At 71.2% G+C, this 20,115-nt stretch carries 16 protein-coding genes; 11 read left to right on the top strand and 5 right to left on the bottom strand.

Going from position 1 to position 20,115, the window contains the following annotated elements; all coding sequences use genetic code 11:
• Positions 1-26: 26 nt before the first annotated feature.
• The 8 genes from mnmA to ACFY36_RS24030 all read left to right on the top strand — a co-directional run bounded on the left by mnmA (position 27) and on the right by ACFY36_RS24030 (position 10,945).
• Positions 27-1,142, top strand: a complete 1,116-nt coding sequence (mnmA, locus tag ACFY36_RS23995) for a tRNA 2-thiouridine(34) synthase MnmA (RefSeq protein WP_499748171.1) — start codon at positions 27-29, stop codon at positions 1,140-1,142.
• Complete coding sequence (locus ACFY36_RS24000) at positions 1,135-2,139, top strand: methionine synthase (RefSeq protein ID WP_499748172.1); 1,005 nt, start codon at positions 1,135-1,137, stop codon at positions 2,137-2,139. The genes mnmA and ACFY36_RS24000 overlap by 8 nt, the downstream gene beginning before the upstream one ends.
• Positions 2,140-2,221: 82 nt before the next feature.
• Positions 2,222-4,465 carry an NAD-dependent DNA ligase LigA gene (gene ligA / locus ACFY36_RS24005; RefSeq protein WP_499748173.1) on the top strand — a complete coding sequence of 748 codons (2,244 nt, stop codon included), beginning with the start codon at positions 2,222-2,224 and terminating at the stop codon, positions 4,463-4,465.
• Positions 4,466-4,891: 426 nt separating this feature from the next.
• Positions 4,892-6,778 (top strand): putative bifunctional diguanylate cyclase/phosphodiesterase, encoded by a 1,887-nt coding sequence (locus tag ACFY36_RS24010; RefSeq protein WP_499748216.1) that lies wholly within the window; start codon positions 4,892-4,894, stop codon positions 6,776-6,778.
• A 510-nt stretch (positions 6,779-7,288) separates the two neighbouring features.
• Positions 7,289-7,588, top strand: a complete 300-nt coding sequence (gene gatC / locus ACFY36_RS24015) for an Asp-tRNA(Asn)/Glu-tRNA(Gln) amidotransferase subunit GatC (protein WP_498691973.1) — start codon at positions 7,289-7,291, stop codon at positions 7,586-7,588.
• A 5-nt stretch (positions 7,589-7,593) separates the two neighbouring features.
• Positions 7,594-9,057, top strand: a complete 1,464-nt coding sequence (gene gatA / locus ACFY36_RS24020; RefSeq protein ID WP_499748174.1) for an Asp-tRNA(Asn)/Glu-tRNA(Gln) amidotransferase subunit GatA — start codon at positions 7,594-7,596, stop codon at positions 9,055-9,057.
• Between the two features lie 29 nt (positions 9,058-9,086).
• Positions 9,087-10,490 carry an AAA family ATPase gene (locus ACFY36_RS24025; RefSeq protein WP_499748175.1) on the top strand — a complete coding sequence of 468 codons (1,404 nt, stop codon included), beginning with the start codon at positions 9,087-9,089 and terminating at the stop codon, positions 10,488-10,490.
• A complete protein-coding gene (locus ACFY36_RS24030) occupies positions 10,490-10,945 on the top strand; it encodes a hypothetical protein (RefSeq protein ID WP_499748176.1) in 456 nt (151 codons plus the stop codon). Before ACFY36_RS24025 ends, ACFY36_RS24030 begins: the two co-directional genes overlap by 1 nt.
• Here ACFY36_RS24030 and ACFY36_RS24035 read toward each other — a convergent pair.
• Complete coding sequence (locus tag ACFY36_RS24035; protein WP_499748177.1) at positions 10,938-12,401, bottom strand: M1 family metallopeptidase; 1,464 nt, start codon at positions 12,399-12,401, stop codon at positions 10,938-10,940. The two genes, ACFY36_RS24030 and ACFY36_RS24035, sit on opposite strands and share 8 nt — an antisense overlap.
• A 116-nt stretch (positions 12,402-12,517) precedes the next feature.
• Here ACFY36_RS24035 and gatB point away from each other — a divergent pair, with 116 nt between their 5' ends.
• Positions 12,518-14,011 (top strand): Asp-tRNA(Asn)/Glu-tRNA(Gln) amidotransferase subunit GatB, encoded by a 1,494-nt coding sequence (gatB, locus tag ACFY36_RS24040; protein WP_499748178.1) that lies wholly within the window; start codon positions 12,518-12,520, stop codon positions 14,009-14,011.
• A gap of 237 nt (positions 14,012-14,248) precedes the next feature.
• On the opposite strand, the gene ACFY36_RS24045 is transcribed toward gatB, so the two are convergent.
• Genes ACFY36_RS24045 through ACFY36_RS24060 form a run of 4 tightly spaced genes read right to left on the bottom strand, consistent with a single transcriptional unit; the run spans position 14,249 to position 18,607 of the window.
• Positions 14,249-15,271, bottom strand: a complete 1,023-nt coding sequence (locus ACFY36_RS24045; protein WP_499748179.1) for a hypothetical protein — start codon at positions 15,269-15,271, stop codon at positions 14,249-14,251.
• Between the two features lie 53 nt (positions 15,272-15,324).
• On the bottom strand, positions 15,325-16,956 hold the full coding sequence (locus tag ACFY36_RS24050) for a metallophosphoesterase family protein (RefSeq protein ID WP_499748180.1): 1,632 nt from the start codon (positions 16,954-16,956) through the stop codon (positions 15,325-15,327).
• A 46-nt stretch (positions 16,957-17,002) separates the two neighbouring features.
• Positions 17,003-18,184: a PQQ-dependent sugar dehydrogenase gene (locus ACFY36_RS24055; protein WP_499748181.1), complete on the bottom strand. Its 1,182-nt coding sequence runs from the start codon at positions 18,182-18,184 to the stop codon at positions 17,003-17,005.
• Positions 18,185-18,232: 48 nt separating this feature from the next.
• Positions 18,233-18,607 carry a PH domain-containing protein gene (locus tag ACFY36_RS24060; protein WP_499748182.1) on the bottom strand — a complete coding sequence of 125 codons (375 nt, stop codon included), beginning with the start codon at positions 18,605-18,607 and terminating at the stop codon, positions 18,233-18,235.
• A gap of 64 nt (positions 18,608-18,671) precedes the next feature.
• Here ACFY36_RS24060 and ACFY36_RS24065 point away from each other — a divergent pair, with 64 nt between their 5' ends.
• Positions 18,672-19,751 (top strand): WD40/YVTN/BNR-like repeat-containing protein, encoded by a 1,080-nt coding sequence (locus ACFY36_RS24065; RefSeq protein ID WP_499748183.1) that lies wholly within the window; start codon positions 18,672-18,674, stop codon positions 19,749-19,751.
• On the top strand, positions 19,751-20,035 hold the full coding sequence (locus tag ACFY36_RS24070) for a MoaD/ThiS family protein (protein ID WP_499748184.1): 285 nt from the start codon (positions 19,751-19,753) through the stop codon (positions 20,033-20,035). Before ACFY36_RS24065 ends, ACFY36_RS24070 begins: the two co-directional genes overlap by 1 nt.
• The last annotated feature ends 80 nt before the right edge of the window (positions 20,036-20,115 follow it).

Raw genomic sequence — 20,115 nt, forward strand, 5'->3', positions numbered from 1 at the left:
CGGAGGGCCCGGATAGGCTTGGCGGCATGCGAGTACTAGCGGCCATGTCGGGCGGAGTCGATTCCGCCGTTGCCGCCGCGCGCGCCCACGACGCCGGTCACGACGTCACCGGGGTGCACCTGGCGCTGGCGCGTAACCCACAGACCTATCGGACGGGCGCGCGAGGCTGCTGCACGCTGGAAGACTCCCGCGACGCCCGCCGCGCGGCCGACGTGATCGGCATCCCGTTCTACGTCTGGGACATGGCCGACCAGTTCCACGAGAGCGTCGTCGACGACTTCGTCGCGGAATACGCGGCCGGCCGTACGCCGAATCCCTGCCTCCGCTGCAACGAGAAGATCAAGTTCGAGGCGGTGCTCGACCGGGCGGTCGCGCTCGGCTTCGACGCCGTCGTCACCGGCCACCACGCCCGCCTGGGCGCCGACGGCCGGCTGCGCCGCAGCGTCGACGACGCCAAGGACCAGTCGTACGTGCTGGCCGTGCTCACCGGCGACCAGCTCTCCCGGGCGGTCTTCCCGCTCGGCGACTCGACGAAGGCGCAGGTGCGCGACGAGGCGGCCGCGCGGGGCCTGGCGGTGGCCGACAAGCCCGACTCGCACGACATCTGCTTCATCGCCGACGGCGACACCAAGGGCTTCCTCCAGCGCAAGCTGGGCGAGGCGCCGGGCGACATCGTCGACGGCCGCACGGGCGAAAAGGTCGGCACCCACAACGGCGCGTACGCCTACACGGTGGGCCAGCGCAAGGGCCTCGACCTCCGGGTGCCGGCGGCGGACGGCCGCCCGCGCTACGTCCTGTCGATCACCCCGGTGACCAACACGGTGACGGTGGGCTCCCGCGAGGACCTCGAGGTCGACGTGGTGACGGCGACCCGCCCGATCTGGCACGGGGCCGAGACCCCGGTCGAGTGCGACGTGCAGCTGCGCGCCCACGGCGAGGTGGTCCCGGCCGTGGTGACAGTCGCCGACGGCGCCTTGACGGCCCGCCTCCTCTCACCGGCCCGCGGCGTCGCCGCCGGCCAGGCGATCGTGGCCTACCGCCGCGACTCCGAGGACGGCGACGTGGTCCTCGGCTCGGCCACCATCACCGCCGGCACGGCCTCCGAGGCCCTGCGGTCCCCCGTGGCGGCCGGCCGTGGCTGAATTCCCCTGGCCGGCGGGGGCGGCCACCGGGATCGGGTCGCTGCCGGGCACGGATATCGAAGAAGCGCAGCGGGTCGTCTTCGGGGAGCTGCCCGGCCTTCCTCATCTGGCCGAGCTGCCCGCGCGCGGGCCCGGGGCCGACATGATCGGGCGCAGCGCCGGCTTTCTGGTGGAGTTGCCGGTGCAGCTCTACGCGGGACGGTGGCAGGTGGCGCCGCGGCCGGGGAAGGACCTCCGGCGTACGGCCGATCTGCTCGAACGCGACCTCGACCAGCTCACCGAGCAGGGTGAGGGGTTCACGGGGACGCTGAAGCTCCAGTCGGCGGGACCGTGGACGCTGGCGGCGAGCATCGACCGGCCGATCGGCGGGCGGCTGCTGCGCGATCCGGGCGCCGTGCGCGATCTGACCGACTCGCTGGCCGAGGGGCTGCGCAAGCACGTCGACGAGGTGCGCAAGCGGCTGCCCCGGGCGAGCCTGCTGCTGCAGATCGACGAGCCGTCGCTGCCGGCCGTGCTGGCCGGGAGGGTGCCGACCGAGAGTGGGCTCGGCGCCTACCGGGCGGTCGACGGGCCCGACGCGGCCACGGCGCTGCGGGCCATCGTCGACGCCGTCGGGGTTCCCGTGGTCGCGCACTGCTGTGCCCCCGGCGTACCCCTGCAGGTCTTCAGAGACGCGGGGAGCGCGGGTGTCGCGATCGACCTGGCGTTGCTGAAAGATCTCGACCCGCTGGGTGAGGCCATCGAAGCCGGGATCGGGCTCTTCGCGGGCGCTGTGCCGTCGACCGGCGCGGCTTCCGCGGGCGACCCGTCGACGGCCGGCAAGCGTACGGCCGAGCGGGTCTCGACGCTGTGGAAGCGGCTCGGGTTCCCGGCGGCCCGGTTGCCGGAGCAGGTCGTCATCACGCCGGCCTGCGGGCTGGCCGGGGCGCCCGTGCCGTACGCGCGAGAGGCTCTGACCGCCTGCCGTGAGGCCGCCCGGAGGCTGGCCGAAGTCTGATCCGGCGCGGCGCGGCCGGGTCACAAAAATGTCAGAGGTGGCGACTACCGTTCCCCCTAGAAGGTCGAGCTAGGGGGTCACGGTGTCTGAGCAGTCCAAACGGCAGGAGAGCGACGAGGCCGTCGTCGCCGGTCCGACCGCCGAGCAGGAGGCCGCCGCCGGCAAGGATCCGACGCCCGAGGCGAGCGCCCGCCACGCCGAGCTGAGCGACGAGCTGCGCGGTCATCAATATCGCTATTACGTGCTCGACGCGCCGACCGTCTCCGACGCCGAGTTCGACAAGCTGCTGCGCGAGCTCGAGGCGATCGAGACCGAGTTCCCGGCGCTGCGCACCCCCGACTCGCCGACGCAGAACGTGGGCGGCACCTTCTCCACGCTGTTCACCCCGGTCGAGCACGCCGAGCGCATGCTCTCGCTCGACAACGTCTTCGACGACGGCGAGCTCAGCGGGTGGGTCGACCGCACGGTGCGCGACGCCGGCGGTCCGGTCGAGTTCATCTGTGAGCTCAAGGTCGACGGTCTGGCGATCAATCTGACGTACGAGAAGGGCCGTCTCGTCCGCGGCGCCACCCGGGGCGACGGGCGCACCGGTGAGGACGTGACGTCGAACGTTCGCACGATCCGCGAGATCCCCGAGCGGCTGGCCGGCGACAACCCGCCCGACCTGCTCGAGGTGCGCGGCGAGATCTATTTCCCGGTGTCCGCGTTCGCCGACCTCAACGCGTCGCTGGTCGAGCAGGGCAAGGCGCCGTTCGCCAACCCGCGCAACGCGGCCGCCGGCAGCCTCCGGCAGAAGGACCCGCGCGTCACCGCCTCGCGTGGTCTGCGCATGGTCGTGCACGGCATCGGCGCGCGGGAGGGTTTCACGCCGGCGTCGCAGTCGCATGCGTACGAGGCCCTGAAGTCCTGGGGTCTGCCCACCAGCTCCCGCTGGAAACTGGTCGACGGCCTCGACGGCATCCGCGAGTTCATCGCCTACTACGGCGAGCATCGCCACGACGTCGAGCACGAGATCGACGGCGTGGTCATCAAGTGCGACTCGGTCGCCATCCAGGGCCGTCTGGGCTCCACGTCGCGGGCGCCGCGCTGGGCGATCGCCTACAAATACCCGCCCGAGGAGGTCACGACCAAGCTCCTCGACATCGCGGTGAACGTCGGCCGCACCGGCCGGGTGACGCCGTTCGCGGTCCTCGAGCCGGTCAAGGTGGCCGGATCCACGGTCGCGCAGGCCACGCTGCACAACGCGCGCGAGGTCGAGCGCAAGGGCGTGCTGATCGGCGACACGATCGTGCTGCGCAAGGCGGGCGACGTCATTCCCGAGGTGCTCGGCCCCGTCGTCGATCTGCGGCCGGACGACGCGCACCCGTTCGTGATGCCGACCCATTGCCCCGCCTGCGGCACCAAGCTGGCGCCGGCGAAGGAAAGCGACATCGACATCCGGTGCCCCAACACACGGTCCTGCCCGGCCCAGCTCCGCGAGCGGGTCTTCCACCTGGCCGGCCGGGGCGCGTTCGACATCGAGGTGCTCGGCTACAAGGCGGCGCAGGCCCTGCTCGACTCCGGCGTCATCACCGACGAGGGCGAGCTGTTCTCGCTGACCGAGGAGCAGTTGCGGCAGTCGCCGTTCTTCGTCAACCAGGACGGCAGCCTGGGCACGAACGCGGTGAAGCTCCTGGAGAACCTCGAAGGCGCCAAGGATCGTCCACTGTGGCGCGTGCTGGTCGCCCTCTCGATCCGCCACGTCGGGCCCACCGCGGCGCAGGCCCTGGCTCGCCAGTTCGGCTCGATGGAGGCGATCGAGGCCATCGTCGCCGCCCCGCCCGGCAGCGACGAGGAGGCGGCGGCGGTCGAGGCGGCCGGCGCCGAGACCGCGGACGCCGCCAAGGTCAAGGCCCAGCCCGATGTGCTGTCCTCCGTGGAGGGCGTCGGGCCGACGATCGCCGAGAGCCTGCGCGAGTGGTTCACCGTCGACTGGCATCGCGAGATCGTCCGGAGGTGGCGCGAGGCCGGTGTCCGGATGGCCGATGAGCGGGTCGACGAGGGGCCGCGCCCGCTCGAGGGCATGACTCTCGTCGTGACCGGGACGCTCGCCACCTACTCCCGCGACCAGGCGACCGAGGCCGTCACCTCCCGGGGCGGCAAGGTGAGCGGTTCCGTCTCCAAAAAGACGGCCTTCGTCGTGGTGGGCGACAACCCCGGGAGCAAGTACGACAAGGCCCTCTCGCTCAAGGTTCCGGTGCTCGACGAGGAGGGCTTCGCGGTCCTGCTGGCCGACGGGCCGGACGCGGCCCGCGAGGTGGCCGAAATCGGGGGCGACGCGAAATGACGGTGTCACTCGAAGGAGGTAATTTGGGTTTATTGCACGTTTGAGGGCTTATGCCGATTTGATAACGGCAAAGCGGTTTCGCGGCGAAAAGACCATGTGGATCTATCGTGAGAACGATCGGTTGATCGACGCCATGGTGGAGGTCGCATGGACGCCGCACGCCCCCGCAACTCCACGGCGAACCGCCGCCTGGCCGAGCCCAGTCATGCCCAGCCCAGTCATGCCCAGCCCAGTCATGCCCAGCCCAGCCATGCCGAGCCCCGGCATGTCAGGGGTGGGAGCGTGGACGAGGGCGATGAGCGGCTGCGCGGGCCCAAGCGGCGGCGGGCGCTGATCGTCACCGGGGCGCTGGCGCTTGTGGTCGACGGGCTGGTCTGGGTCGCGGGGCGCGACGGGTTCGCGGAGCTGCCGGCGGCCTACTGGCTCATGGGGGCCCTGGCCGTCGTGGTCGACGCCCGGCCGTACGTCGTCGCCAATCGGCGGGCCAGCTCGGTGATCCTGCCCTCGATCTGCTTCACCTTCGCCATCGCGCTGGCGTGGGGGTTCGGGGCGGCGCTGGCGGTTCAGGTCGTCGCCGTGGCGGTGGCGGGCGTGCGGATGCGGCAGCCGGTCCGGCGGACTCTTCATCTGGCCCTTCAGCACGCGGTCGCGCTGGCGGCCACCAGCGCGGTGGCCGCGGTCGTCTCGTTGCGGATCGGGCCCCGCTACGACTGGGACGACGCTCTTCTGACCGTGGCCGCGGCCAGCGCGTGGATCGTCGCCCGCTACGGGCTGGCGGCGATCGTGGCCCGCGCCGTGGCGCCGCGGGCGGAACGACCTGCTTCGCGGGCGCGATGGCGCCAGCGTGGGGTCGAGGTGCTGGCCACCGGGGCCCTGCTGCTGCTCGGGCCGGTGGTCCTGGCCACCGCCCAGGTCGGGCTCGCCTTCGTGCCCCTGGTCCTGCTTGCTCTGCACGCCGTGCACCGGATGGTCCGGTCGGCCGGGGAGTTCGAGCGGGCCTCGCGCGTGGACGCGCTGACCGGGCTGCCCAACCGGCGGGCGCTGCACGCCTCCGTCCTTTCGCAGGGGCGGGGGAAGCGGCTCGCGCTTCTGCTTCTCGACCTCGACCGGTTCCGTACGGTGAACGACGCCCTCGGGCACAGCGTGGGCGACCGCCTGCTCGTGGAGGTCGCGCGGCGGCTGGCGGCGGTGGTTCCCGCCCACGATCTGGTCGTACGGCTCGGCGGGGACGAGTTCGCCGTGCTCGCCACCCGGGTCGACGGGGCGCCGGGGGCGCGCCGCATAGCGCACCACCTGGCCGAGGCCCTGAACCGGCCGTTCGCCTTCGACGGCATGCCGGTCGACGTGTCCGCCTCGATCGGGATCGCGTTGCAGCGGGAGCCGGGCGGCGACGGTTCGACGCTGCTGCGGCAGGCCGAGACCGCCATGTACGACGCCAAGCAGCGCGGGGACCAGGTCGCCGTCTACGGTCCGGACGCGGCCCACCACTCGCCCGACCGGCTCGCCCTGCTGGCCGACCTGCGGCACGCGCTGCGCGAGGACGCGCCCGACGACGGGATCACGCTCTTCTACCAGCCGCAGATCGCCATCGCGACCGGCGAGGTGGTCGGGGTCGAGGCGCTGCTGCGCTGGCGGCACCCGGAGCGGGGCCTGGTCGGGCCGGAGGAGCTGATCCGGGTGGCCGAGCCCACCCCGGTGATGCGGTTGCTGACCGAGCGGGTGCTGCACGACGTGATCGCCCAGCTCGCGCAGTGGCGCGAGGCCGGGCACCCGATGCGGGCCGCGGTCAACGTGAGCGCCCGCGACCTGCACGCCGGTGACATAGCCGATCGGGTCGAAGATCTCTTGCGGGAGTACGCCGTCCCGGCCGACCTGCTCCAGCTGGAGATCACTGAGAGCGCGCTGATGGCCGACCCGCACCGGGTGCTGAACACGATCACCCGCCTCGACCGGATGGGCATCGCCATCTCCCTGGACGACTTCGGCACCGGATATTCGTCGCTCCAGCACCTGCGCCGCCTGCCCCTGGCCGAGGTGAAGATCGACCGCTCGTTCGTCCTGGGCATGGCCACCGACCGGGGCGACGCCGCGATCGTCCGCTCGGTGATCGATCTGGCCGAGGCGCTGGGCCTGCGCGCCGTGGCCGAGGGCGTGGAGGACGAGCGCACATGGCGCCTGCTGGCCGAGGCCGGCTGCCACGCCGCCCAGGGCTGGTTCCACGCCCGCCCCATGCCCGCCCCCGACCTGGCCGTCTGGCTCTCCCGCTACCGCCCGGTCCGCCTGCCCCGCCCGGCCCTCCCCAGCACGCAGTGACCGCCTGCCCCGCCCGGCCTGCCCAGCGCGCCCACCCGTCCGGCGTGCCCAGCGCGCCCACCCGCTCGGCGTGCCCTGCGCGCCGACTCGCCCGGCCTGCCCAGCGCGCCCACCCGTCCGGCGTGCCCAGCGCGCTCACTCGCCTGGCCTGCCCCAGCGTTCACCCTCCCGGCTTCCCCTGCGTGCGTATCTACCACGAGCCGACCATGTCGGCGCGTGAGAAAACGAGCGCCTGTGGACAACGCCAGAACTGTGGACAACTCGCTGTGCGTCTGTCGCGGGGGTGCAGGATGGGCGCAACCGCTCACGCACGTCGCCGTGGCGGGGTGAGCGTTCTGGGCGCGCCAGCGCCCAGCTCGCCCCGGCGCGGCCCTCGGCGGGAGCGGCGGTCCGTACGCACCACCCCGCTACGACATCAAGCTCTTGATCTTTGATGGTCCCGGCAGTCATCGCTGCGGCCGGGCGAAATAGACTCCCTAGGTCTGCGTCGTTTCGAGAAAGTAGGGCAGGATGGCCGCCATCTCCCGCGAAGAGGTCGCGCATCTGGCGCGCCTGTCGCGGCTCGCCGTGACCGAGGAGGAACTGGATCGGTTCGCGGGGCAGCTCGACGTGATCCTCCAGTCCGTTGCCCGGATCGGTGACGTGGCGGCGGATGACATCCCGCCTACGTCGCACTCCGTGCCGCTGACGAATGTGTACCGCGATGATGTCCCGACGCCGTGCCTGACGCAGGAGGAGGCGCTCTCCGGGGCGCCCGACGCCTACGAGGGCCGTTTCCGGGTGCCGCGGATCCTGGACGAGGAGGACTGACCGCCGTGACCGATCTGACCAAAATGACGGCGGCCCAGCTCGCTTCGGCCATCGCCTCCAAGGAGGCCTCGGCCGTCGAGGTCGCGCAGGCCCACCTCGACCGGATCGACGCGGTCGACGAGCGTGTGCACGCGTTCCTGCACGTCGACCGCGAGGGCGCGCTCGCCGCGGCCGCGAAGGTCGACCGGGGCGAGGTCACCGGGCCGCTGGCCGGCGTGCCGATCGCCGTCAAGGACGTCATCGCCACCAAGGGCGTGCCGACCACCGCCGCCTCGAAGATCCTCGAGGGCTGGGTTCCGCCGTACGACGCGACGCTGGTCGAGCGGCTGCGCGCGGCCGGCACGGTGATGCTCGGCAAGACCAACATGGACGAGTTCGCGATGGGCTCCTCCACGGAATATTCGGCGTACGGCCCCACGAACAACCCGTGGGACCTGGGGCGCATCCCCGGCGGCTCGGGCGGCGGCAGCGCGGCGGCCTTGGCCGCGTACGAGGCCCCGCTCGCCATCGGCACCGACACCGGCGGCTCGATCCGCCAGCCCGGCGCGGTCACCGGCACGGTCGGGGCCAAGCCGACGTACGGCGGCACCTCGCGCTACGGCCTCATCGCCTTCTCGTCGTCGCTCGACACCCCCGGGCCCTGCGCCCGCACCGTCGAGGACGCGGCCCTGCTCCACTCGGTGATCGCCGGCCACGACCCGCGCGACTCCACCTCGATCCCGCAGCCGGTGCCCGACGTGGTCGCCGCCGCCCGCCGCGGCAGCTCGGGTGACCTGGCCGGCGTCAAGCTGGGCCTGGTCAAGGAGTTCGCCGGCGACGGCTCCGAGCCGGGCGTGCTGGCCGCGTTCCACGAGTCGCTCGAGGCCCTGGTCAAGCTGGGCGCCGAGGTCGTCGAGGTCTCGTGCCCGCACTTCCAGTACGCGCTGCCGGCCTACTACCTGATCGCCCCGAGCGAGGCCTCGTCGAACCTGGCCCGCTTCGACGGCGTCCGCTACGGCCTGCGCGTCGGCGACGACGGCAACCACTCGCTCGAGGAGGTCATGTCGCTGACCCGCGAGGCCGGCTTCGGTCCCGAGGTGAAGCGCCGCATCATCCTGGGCACGTACGCGCTCTCGTCCGGCTACTACGACGCGTACTACGGCCAGGCCCAGAAGGTCCGCACGCTGATCACCCGCGACTTCGAGTCGGCCTTCGAGAAGGTCGACGTGCTGGTCTCCCCGACCACGCCGTTCGTCGCGTTCCCGTTCGGCTCGCGCACCAGCGACCCCTACCAGATGTACCTGGCCGACCTGTTCACGATCCCGACGAACCTGTACGGCGGCCCGGCCATCTCGGTGCCGTGCGGTCTCTCCGAGGGCCTGCCGGTCGGCTTCCAGGTGATGGCCCCGACCATGGCCGACGACAGGATGTACCGCGTCGCGGCCGCCCTGGAGTCGGCGGTCGGCACCTTCACCCCGCCCGCGCTGTGATGAATTAGCCGCCTTCGGGAGGGGCCGAAGTGCTTACTCGGATCGAGATCGACGGGTTCAAGACGTTCCGCGATTTCGCCCTGGATCTGCCACCGTTCCTGGTGGTTCTGGGGCGAAACGGAACGGGTAAATCGAACCTGTTCGACGCGCTTCGGTTCCTCTCACGGCTGGCTTCCGAACCGGTGGCGGAGGCTGCTCAGGACATTCGTGGAGACCTGAGCGAACTGTTCCACAGGGACTCCGCGGGTCACGCCGACGGAGAGATGCGCTTCGCGGTGGAGGCTCTGCTCGACAGCCACGTCACTGATGCCTTCGGTGAGACCGTCTCGGTGTCGGCGGCGCGCGTCCGGTACGAACTGACTATTCAGTTGCGGACGGCGCAGGCCGGTTCCCGGCCGTACGTCACGAACGAGTCCCTTCGTTCCCTGCCGGCCACCGAAGACCGGTGGACCAGCCGGTTCCCCGCGTTCGCGGATCGGCTGATCGGTGACCGCGCGAGCGAGGCTCCTCTCACGTTCCTGGACACGGACCCGCGATCCCAGCGCTTCCGGATCTGGGCGCCCGACGGTCGAGGGCCGGCCGTGCAGATTCCGGCCGGAAATGCCAGTGCGACCGTGCTGTCCGTCATCGGCACGGCGGTGCAGAACCCGACGGCGTTCGCGTTGAGGCACGAACTGGAGTCGTGGCGGCAGTTGCACCTCGATCCGGTGGCGCTGCGCCGTCCCGACGATTTCGACGATCCGTCCGCGCTCGGCGCGAACGGATCCCACTTGCCGAACACGTTGCATCGCATCGCGGAAACCACCGGGAACGCCGAGCAGCCTGAGGGTCTGCTCGGCGACGTGTCGGCCGACCTGGCGAGCGTCATCTCCGACGTCAGCGGCGTTCGGGTAGACGAGGACGTCAAGCGGCGACGCCGCGAGATCGAGTTCCGGGCGCGCGGCCGCGGCGAGGCAGTCTCCGCTCGGGTCGCGTCCGACGGCACTCTCAGGGCCGCCGCTTTGCTGACGGCGGCCTACGACCCGGAGAACTCGGGTCTCCTCTGCTTCGAGGAGCCGGAGAACGGCATCTATCCGCAGCGGCTCATCACCTTGGTCCAGCGTCTGCGATCAGTCGTCTACAGGGCGGTCGAGCGCCGGGCCGACGACCCGTCGGCCCCGCTCACCCAGCTGCTTCTGACCAGTCATTCCCCGGCCATCCTTCGCGCCCTGGAGCCGGTCGACGCGCGGGGGACCCGGGGTGACGCAGTCTTCCTCACCACAGTCTCACGTATCCTTCCGGGGCGATCGCGGAGCCGGATCACGCAGCCCAGGCTGATCGCGACAAGCGCGCGGCCCTCACTCGCCGATCAGGACAACCTCGAGCCGAACGAACGACTGATGAGCCCAGTGGAGATCGCGGAGTTCGAGGTCAGCCGGGCGCTGGAAGCCTGATGCGCTACCTGAAGCCGGCGCTCATCGCCGAGGGCGTCTCGGACGATCGCTTTCTTCCCTTCCTGCTCTACCGGTCGCTCGAAGACCTCTGCCTGACCGAGTTCGACGACCCGGTCGATGTGGATCAGGTCAGTAGCCTGCGTCAGCACCAGCGGCCACCGAACGAAGCTTGGCTGCTCGCCGACGGCGATGCGCTGCGTTCATCCCTGGGCGTTCGGTGGTCCGACGCTGACATGGGCGTGCCGAGGCGACCCAAGGACGTGGAGGCCATCGTCGACCCGAAGATCCCGATCAGGCGGTTGGAGCAGCGCCGCAACCGCTCGATCGAGGACTTCTTCGAGGAGATCGCCGAGTCCGTTTCCTTGGATGTGCTGCGGGAGGTGCCGTCGTTCGCCGCTTTCGAGCGGCAGACGATCAGCGCACTCACCGACATGGGCTATCGGCGCCTCATTTAGGGGTGGACTTCCCGTCCAGCCAGTTGTCGATCAGCTTGGTGAAGTCCTGGCCGGTCTGCTTGTTGACGAAGGCGATGAACGACGCCCGGTCCTGCTGGGTGTTCTTCTGCGTCTGCACCCACGCCCGGCCCAGCGCGAAGAACTTCGCGTCGCCCAGGGCGTCGTTCAGCTCCTTCAGCATGGCGGCCGGGCAGATGTAGACGTTGCTCTCGGCGAAGTTCGCGGCCCTCGGCGAGCCGGGCGGGCCGAGCCGGGCGCGCAGTGAGGCGTCGGTCCGCCGCAGGTAGGTCTCCAGCTCGGCGTCGCTGAACTTGTCGATGCTCTGCTGGTACAGGAACTGCGTGTACGTCGCCCAGCCCTCGTTGAGCCACAGATCGGTCCAGCCGCTCGGGGTGACCGAGTCGCCGAACCACTGGTGGGCGTACTCGTGGAGAAGGTCCTCCTCGTAGGCGGCCGGGTCGAATCTCGCCGGCCGGCCGCCCATCGTGATCATCTGCTGGGTCTCCATGCCCGAGGCGGAATCGACGATGACGATGCCGCCGGTGGGGAACGGGTAGGGGCCGAAGCGCTTCTCCAGGAAGCTGATGAACTGTGGCGACTTCTTCAGCGAGGGCAGCAGGCGCTCGTCGGTGCCCGGGCGGTACCAGTACGTCAGGGGCAGGTCGTTCGGTCCCTTGGCGGCGACCTTCTTGTATCGGCCGACGGCCAGGGTCTGCAGGTACGAGGCCATCGGGTCGCCGCTGCGATATCTGAACGTGTTTCCGCTCTGCCCGGCCGGGGTGCCGGCCGCGATCGCCGACCAGCCGGCCGGCACGGTCACCGCGATGTCGTAGAGGGCCTTGTCGGACGGCTGGTCGTTGGCCGGGTACCAGGTGAAGGCGCCGAACGGCTCCTGCATCGTCCAGAGGCTGCCGTCCTCGGTGACGGTCAGGCCGAGCGGCTCGACGTCGCCGCGGTGCGACGGCATCGGGGTGGTGGCCGGCTTGCCGTGGTAGCCGACGGTCAGGGTGACCGGCTCGTCGCTTTTCACCGTGGCCGGGACGACGAGCTTTTCGGCAGTCACCTTCGCGCCTTTCGCCGCCACGCCGTCCACGGTGACCTCGTCCAGGACGTACGGCTTGAAGTCGAGTTCGATCTGTGCGGCGTCGGCGGTGGGACGGATCCGCAACGTGGCCGTGCCGGTAAGGGTTGTGGTGGTGGGCTGCCAGGCCAGCTCGAGGCCGTAGTGCAGAACGTCGAGGGCGTCGGTGCCGTGCGCCGGGTAGAGATTGTCGGCGACCGGCTTCGAGGCGCCGGCCTGCCACTGCGCGTAGTCGACCGCGGATTCCCGGTCCGGCGCCGACGGCGCGGAGGGAGCGGCTGCGGGTGCGGTGGGTGCGGGGGTGGGCGTGCCGTCGCAACCGGTGATGGAGACCATCGCCGTGACAGCGACGACGGCGAGGGGAACGCGTCGCATGGGCGGGAACCGTACCCCGCTGTGGGGGTGGTCCTGGGTCACCCGAAATTCTGTCGGTGGGGCCCACTACTCTTAAAGCCGTTCACTCGCCGGTCCTTCACCTGGGAGCTCACCGCATGACCACCACCGTGCTGCCCTCATACGAGGACGCCATTTCGCGTTACGAGCCGGTCATCGGCCTCGAGACCCACGTCGAGCTGGGCACGGCCACCAAGATGTTCTGCGGCTGCCGCACCGATTTCGGCGCCGAGCCCAACACGCAGGTCTGCCCCGTCTGCCTGGCCCTGCCGGGCGCGCTGCCGGTGGCCAACCGGGCCGGCATCGAGGCGACCATCCGGATCGGGCTCGCGCTCAACTGCGACATCGCCACCTGGTGCCGCATGGCGCGGAAGAACTACTTCTACCCCGACATGCCGAAGAACTTCCAGACCTCGCAGTACGACGAGCCGCTGTGCGTCGACGGCTATGTCGACGTCGAATACGAGGGCACCAGCTACCGCATCGGCATCGAGCGTGTCCACCTCGAGGAGGACACGGGCAAGACCCTGCACGTCGGCGGCGCGACCGGCCGTATCCAGGGCGCCACCGAGTCGCTGGTCGACTACAACCGGGCCGGCATCCCGCTGGTCGAGATCGTCACCAAGCCGGTTCCCGGCCTGGGCGCGCTCGCCCCTGAGATCGCGCGGGCCTACGTGTCCGAGCTGCGCGACATCATCCGCTCGCTCGGCGTCTCCGACGTGCGCATGGAGCAGGGCTCGCTGCGCTGCGACGTCAACACCTCGCTCAACAAGCCGGGCGCCGAGTGGGGCACCCGCACCGAGACGAAGAACGTCAACTCGCTGCGTTCCGTCGAGCGCGCTGTCCGCTCCGAGATCATCCGGCAGACGTCGGTGCTCGACGAGGGCGGCCGCATCGTGCAGGAGACCCGCCACTTCCACGAGGACCGCGGCGACACCAGCCCCGGCCGCTCCAAGGAGACGGCGACCGACTACCGCTACTTCCCCGAGCCCGACCTCGTGCCGATCGCGCCCGACCCGGCGTGGGTGGCCGAGCTCAAGGCGGCCCTGCCCGAGCGGCCCAGCGCCAAGCGGGCCCGGCTCGGCGAGGAGTGGGGCATCAGCGCGGTCGACATGCAGTCCGTGGCCAACGCGGGCGCCGTCGAGCTGATCGAGCAGACCATCGCGGCCGGCGCGTCCCCCGCGGGCGCCCGCAAGTGGTGGATGGGCGAGCTGGCCCGCCGCGCCAACGAGACGGGTGTCGAGCTGGCCGAGGTCGGCGCCACGCCGGCGCAGGTCGCGGCCCTGCAGAAGCTGGTCGACGAGGGCAAGCTCAACGACAAGCTGGCCCGCACGGTGCTCGAGGGCGTCGTGGCCGGCGAGGGCGACCCGGCCGCGGTCATGGCCGCGCGGGGCCTCGAGGTCGTCTCCGACACGGGTGCCCTGACCGCCGCCGTCGACGAGGCCATCGCCGCCAACCCCGACATCGCCGCCAAGATCCGCGAGGGCAAGGTAGCCGCCGCCGGCGCCCTGGTCGGCGCGGTCATGAAGACAACGCGAGGCCAGGCCGACGCCAAGTCCGTCCGCGAGCTGATCCTGCAGCGTCTTTCTTAAACCATCAAGAAATAGTACGAATCGACGAACAGCACCCGGGCCCACAAGCCCGGGTGCTGCCGTCCCGGCCTCCCTGCCGCGGCCGCCGGGCTGTCCTGCGACAAGGGCGGGCCGGCCCGCTGCCGTCCCGGCCTCATCGCGCCGCCCACGCTCTCCGCGCGAGCGGCGCGCCATGTTCAGCGTGCTTCGTGGATGGCGCGCCGCGCGGGTGTACTTCGTGGGGCGCCGGGGCCGGTGTCAGGCGTCCGTGGCGGGGGCCGGCTCGGGGGTGATCGCGGTGAGAGCTGTAGAAGACGTGGCCGGGTAAAGGGCCCAGCGGCGGGCCGAGCGCGTGCGGGCCAGGAACGCCGGGACGCGGTTGGGGCGGACCGTCTGGTACCAGAGAGAGCCCGAGGCGGCGTCCTCCAGGAAGCCGTAATACTCCTCGGCCTCGGCCGGGGTGAAGTCATCGGGCGTGGCCTCGGACGGCGGCTCCGGATAGACGGTGACGATCGCTCCGGGCGGTACGGCGGCGCGCAGCGCGGTCACGTCTCCGGTCGCCGGGATCAGGGCCCAACGGCGGGCCACGCCCTCGGTCGTCTCCAGCAGGGCCAGTTCCGCGCCGGCCTCCGCGGCCAACCGGCCTACGCCCTCCCAGAAGGCGTCGTCGGCCAGTGGCAGGCCGGTGGGCGTCTCCGCGCGTGTCACCGGGGGCAGCGGCTGGGCCGGGACCGGCTTCGCGACGGCCGTGCCCGTGTCGCCGATCCGGAAGGCCACTCCCGCGTCGGCGACCGCGCGGCGGATGGTCAGGCGGAGCTGCCAGACGCCGTACAGCAGGAAAGCCAGACCGGCGACGCGGATCGCCTGGATGGCCGCCTCCCAGCCGAGCATTGTGGCCAGCGCGTCATTGCTGCTCAGCAGCGACACCACGATCGACAGTACGAGGCACATGCCCCAGGCGTTCATCGACCAGTGCCGCAACAGGGCCGGCCCGGCGCCGATCCGATGGAGGATCTCCAGGGTCTTCTTGCGCCACCAGAGGTACGTTCCGACGTAGGCCACGACGAGCGCCGTGGCCAGGAGGTTGACGGCGTCGATGTTCTCGAGGGTCGTGGAGGCCAGCCAGGAGACCTCGCCCTCGCCTCCGGCCAGCACCCACGAGCGCAGACTCAGATTGGTGACGGCGGCGGCGACGCTGAGCAGCGCGGTGGCCAGGATCGCGGCCAGGGTGGCATTGGTGTGTACCTCCCAGGCGCGCGGTGGCCGGGCAGTGAAGGACATGATGAGCTTCCCCGTGATCTTGGTGATGGAGCGCGGGGAAACCTATCAATCCGTCAGCGCTGGGGGACCACCGAGGCCGACGGGGACGGCGTCTCCTCCGGCTCGGCGCCGACGACGTTGCGCTGCATCTCCACGTTGGATTCGCCGGTGCCGCCCAGCGAGATGTCGTCGTACGCCTTGAGCTGGTGGTTCTCGTCGAAGTAGAGGACCGACAGGCTCAGCGGGGTCGGATCCTCCTTCTCCAGGCCGCGCAGGCCGGCGCCGCCCGTCGAACCCTCGACCATCAGGCGCGTCGCGATCGGCTGCTGCGCGGCCGTGCCGCCCGACGGGGCCGGTGACGGCGAGGCGGACGCGCCCAGGCCGGCCGGCGGGGCGGGCAGCAGGCTCACCTCGCGCTGGTGCTTGTGACCGGCCAGGACCAGGGGCACCACGCCGGACAGGGGCGGCGCCATCGCGGGATCGTGCACCAGCGCGACGTCGACCGGCTTGCCGGCGGCGCGGATCGTCTCGGCGAGCTGGCTGCCGGAGCGCAGCAGCGGGCTCTGCTCCGTGCTTGTGGGATCTTCCGCGGCCGGGGTCTCGCTCTTGTCCGGAGTGAACTCCGGGTCGCCGATGCCGGCGATGGTCAGGCCGTCCACCGTGGTGATCTCGTTGTCCAGCACGACCGCGTTGTCCTGGCGCTTCACCGCGGCCTGGATGGCGGCCGAGTCGTGATTTCCACGGACCCAGATGTACGGCACCCCGACCGACGGGATCGACGCCGCGTACCCGGTCTCGGCGCTGCTGCCCCAGTCGACCAGGTCGCCGGTGTCGACCACGGCGTCGATCTCGAAGGTCTGCACCACCGTGCGGATCAGGCCCCAGGACGACGGGTTCAGATGGAGGTCGGAGACGTGCAGGATGCGCGTCGTGTTGCCCTCCGGCTCGTACACCGGGAGCGACGAGACCGTCGTGTAGAGCCGGCTCACGTTGCTGACGATCTGTTGCAGCTGGTCGGCGTACTTGCCGTAGTTGTCGGCGATCCGGCGGGCGTCACCGACCACCGCCGGCGCGTTGACGAGCAGCCCCTCGTACCGCGGCTCGGCGATCGAGTCGGGCCGCAGCGTGCCGGCCGCCAGCCCGAGGCTGCCGCCGGTCACCACCAGGGCGGTCACCCCGGCCGCGGCGACACGCCGCACGTTGCGGAAGATCAAGGCCGAGAGGATCAGAGCGGCCAGTACGGAGATGCCGAGCGTCCGCACGCCGAGCCGGATCACGCCGGTGCGGACGTCGTCCACCGCGTTCTCGCCGGCCGAGGTCAGCGCGGTCGGGTCGTCGATCAGCGCCTCGGTGCGGTTCTGGTCGAGCGAGGCCAGGTCGACCTTGAGGTGGATCGGGCCGTCGTGGCTGTCCAGATGGAGCGAGCCGAGCGGCGGCAGGTCGACCTCGGTGCCACCGAGCAGCGACGGGCTGATCGACATCTCGGCGCGGAACGGGCCGACGTTCAGGTCGGCGTGCGCGAACAGCATCGTACCGATGACGACGCCGCCGACGCTGACCAGCGCGACCGCCGCTCCCATGCGCAGCCGCCGGGTCCACCGGTTGCGGTGCACCCGCCCGGTGACCCGGGCCGTAGCGCGCGCGTATCGGTCAACTGCTGCCCACCAGCGGCGCCACGTCGCCGCCGAGGCCGTCTGCTCGGTCATCGTCGGCTCCCTGCCCCCACCCGCTTTCCGTCAAACCGTGTCATGGTCAGCTGCGACCGGCCCCACCATCGGAGAAGACCAGCCGAATGATGCGGTCGTCGTCGGTGGCCGGGGTGCCGCCGTCCTCCCGGTTGGACGTGCTCACCCAGAGCGAGCCGTCGGGGGCGGCGACGATGCCCCGCAGCCGGCCGTACTCGCCGGTGAGCACGGCCTGCGGGGTGCCGAGCACCGTGCCGTTGCCGGTCACGTTGAGCAGGTAGACACGCTGGCCGAGCAGGCAGGCGGTGGCCACGGTCTGCTCGATGACGGCCACGCCCGAGCAGGACGACTCGGCGTCCGGCCAGCTGAACATCGGATTGTTCAGCTTGGGGTCCGTACCCGTGCCGTCAATCTTGGGCCATCCGTAGTTCTTGCCCTTGACGATGACGTTGAGCTCGCCGGATTTCTTCTGGCCGCTCTCCGTGGCGTACATCCGCTTGGTCTTGTCCCAGGCGATGCCCTGGACGTTGTGATGGCCGGAGGACCAGACCAGGGAGGTCTTGACCGGGTTTCCGGTGGCCGGCTTACCGGCGGTGGTCATGCGCAGGATCTTTCCGCCGAGACTCTTGGGGTTCGGCGCCTGTGTGCCGGTGGCCGTGCCGTCGCCCGTACCCGCGTAAAGGAATCCGTCGGGACCGAAAGCGAGAGCGCCGCCGTTGGCGGAGGCCGAGCGGGGGATGCCGGTGACGATCGTCTGGAGCTTGCCGCCGAGGGTGAGCTTGCCGATCCGGTTGTCCTTGGCCGTCGAGTAGTAGACGAAGACGGTCTTGTCGGTGGCGTATTTCGGTGAGACCGCGATGCCGAGCAGGCCGCCGTCGCCGGACGCCTGCACCTCGCCGAGCCGCTGGGCCTCGGCGATCGTCAGGCCGTCCGCGTCCGACTCGGGGCCGACCTTCAGGATGCGGCCGGTGTCGCGCTCGGTGACCAGCGCCGTGCCGTCGGGCAGGAACGCCATGCCCCACGGGACGTCGAGCGCCTTGGCCAGCACGGTGATGGCGACCTCCTGGCTGCCGCCGCCGGGGTCGGCGCTGGCGTCGCCGGACGGCTCGGCCGCCGACGGCCGGGGCAGGTTGGGCGGTGCGCCCTGCTGGTCGGGATCGGGCGGGCCGAAGCTGCACGCCGCGGTCAGCGCGAGCACGGCGGCAAGCGCCGCGGCGACGGCCCGGCCCCGGCGGGAACGCACGATCACTCGACCTCCTCGATCTCGACGCACCCCAGGGTAGCGGCGGAACCTGAGTCAGTCGGCTTCCTTGATCTCCTGCCCGCCGGCGGCGAGGACCCGCGGCAGGTTTTCCGTGGTGACGGCGGTCAGCTTGATGACGTTGCCGTTGTCGAGCAGGGCGGAGACCTGGCCCCGGGGGTCGGGGGCGAGCTCGGCGACGCGGGGCCACGGCACCCGGGTGCTGCCGAACAGCGCCTTGACGCGCAACTCGTCCGCGTAGACGTCCGTGCCGGCGCGCCAGGCCCAGAGGAAGAACGCGACGGGGATCAGCAGGACCGGGGTGAGCTCCCACCGGGCGCCGGCGAACGGGATGGCGCCGAGGAACGCGATCGCGGCCGCGACCAGCAGGGCGCCGGTCTTGCGGACACGGAGAAGGGGCTTAGAACTCACCCGTCCAGTGTCCCACCCGGCTTGTGCGCCATTTCTGTCGGACCCTGGGCGGATACTCATCGGCATGACAACGCTGCTCGCGATCGGAACGCAGAAAGGGCTGTTCCTGGCCACCAGCGACGACGACCGCCGGACCTGGCAGGTGGGCCCGGCGCAGTTCTCCGGCACGGCGATCTACACGATCGGCGTGGACACCAGCGGGCCACGGCCGAGGCTTCTCGCCGCCGTGGACAACTCACATTTCGGCCCTAGCGTCGCCGTGAGCGACGATCTCGGGAAGACCTGGGAAGAGCCCGACTCGGCCCCGGTGGCCTTCCCGGCCGGCGCCGAGGCCTCGGTCGAGCGGATCTGGCAGATCGTGCCCGGGGCCGAGCCCGGTGTGGTCTATGCCGGCTCCCAGCCGTCCGCGCTCTTCCGCTCCACCGACGGCGGCCGCTCGTTCGAGCTGGTGCGCGGGCTCTGGGACCATCCGCACCGGCCGGAGTGGGGCGCCGGCTTCGGCGGCCAGGCCGTACACACGATCCTGCCCCACCCCACCGACCCGGCCAGTCTGCTCGTGGCCATGTCGACCGGCGGCGTCTACCGCTCGTCCGACGGCGGCGAGAGCTGGGCCCCGGCCAACAAGGGCATCAAGGCGTACTTCATGCCCGATCCCTGGCCCGAGTTCGGCCAGTGCGTGCACCGGGTGGCCCGTGACGCGGCCGATCCCGATCGGCTCTACGCGCAGAACCATCATGGTGTCTACCGCTCCACCGACGGCGGCGACTCGTGGCAGTCGATCGCCGAGACGCTGCCCAGCGACTTCGGATTCTCGATGGTCGCCCACCCCAGCCGGCCCGGCGTGATCTGGAACTTCCCGCTGACCGCCGACTCCGAGCGCCATCCCACCGAGCTGCGCTGCCGCGTCTTCCGCTCCACCGACGCCGGCGACAAGTGGGAGGAGCAGAGCAGCGGCCTGCCCGGCGGCCCTTATTACCCGGTCGTGCTGCGCGACGCCATGTGCGCCGACGACGGCAGCCCGGCCGGCGTCTATTTCGGCACCCGGGCCGGCGAGGTCTTCGCGTCCGGCGACGAGGGGGAGACGTGGACGACGGTGGTCTCTCACCTGCCCGACGTGCTCTCGGTGCGGGCGGTGTCGATCTGATGCCGGTCCTGCTGGTGCCGGGGGTGTTGCGGGCCGAGGCGGGCGGCGCGTCCCGGCTGGAGATCACCGCTTCCGGGTCGCTGGCGGCCGTGCTGGCCGAGGTGGACGAGCGCTGGCCGCGGCTCGCCCGCCGCATCCGCGACGAGCAGGGCGCGGTGCGGCGTTATGTGAACGTCTACGTGGACGGCGAGGACAGCCGGCGCACCGACGGGCTCGACACCCCGGTGGCCGAGGGGTCCGAGATCCAGGTGCTGCCGTCGGTGGCCGGAGGGAGCCGTCCATAGCCGACCGATTCGACGTGCGCCCCCGAACTCCCCGGCCGTAACCTGTTCGGGGGACGCGTCGTTATCCGGACAGCGCCCCC

Origin of the sequence: Actinoplanes sp. NPDC000266, from assembly GCF_042899005.1 — a bacterium.
In the GTDB taxonomy this organism is placed as follows: Bacteria; Actinomycetota; Actinomycetes; order Mycobacteriales; family Micromonosporaceae; genus Actinoplanes.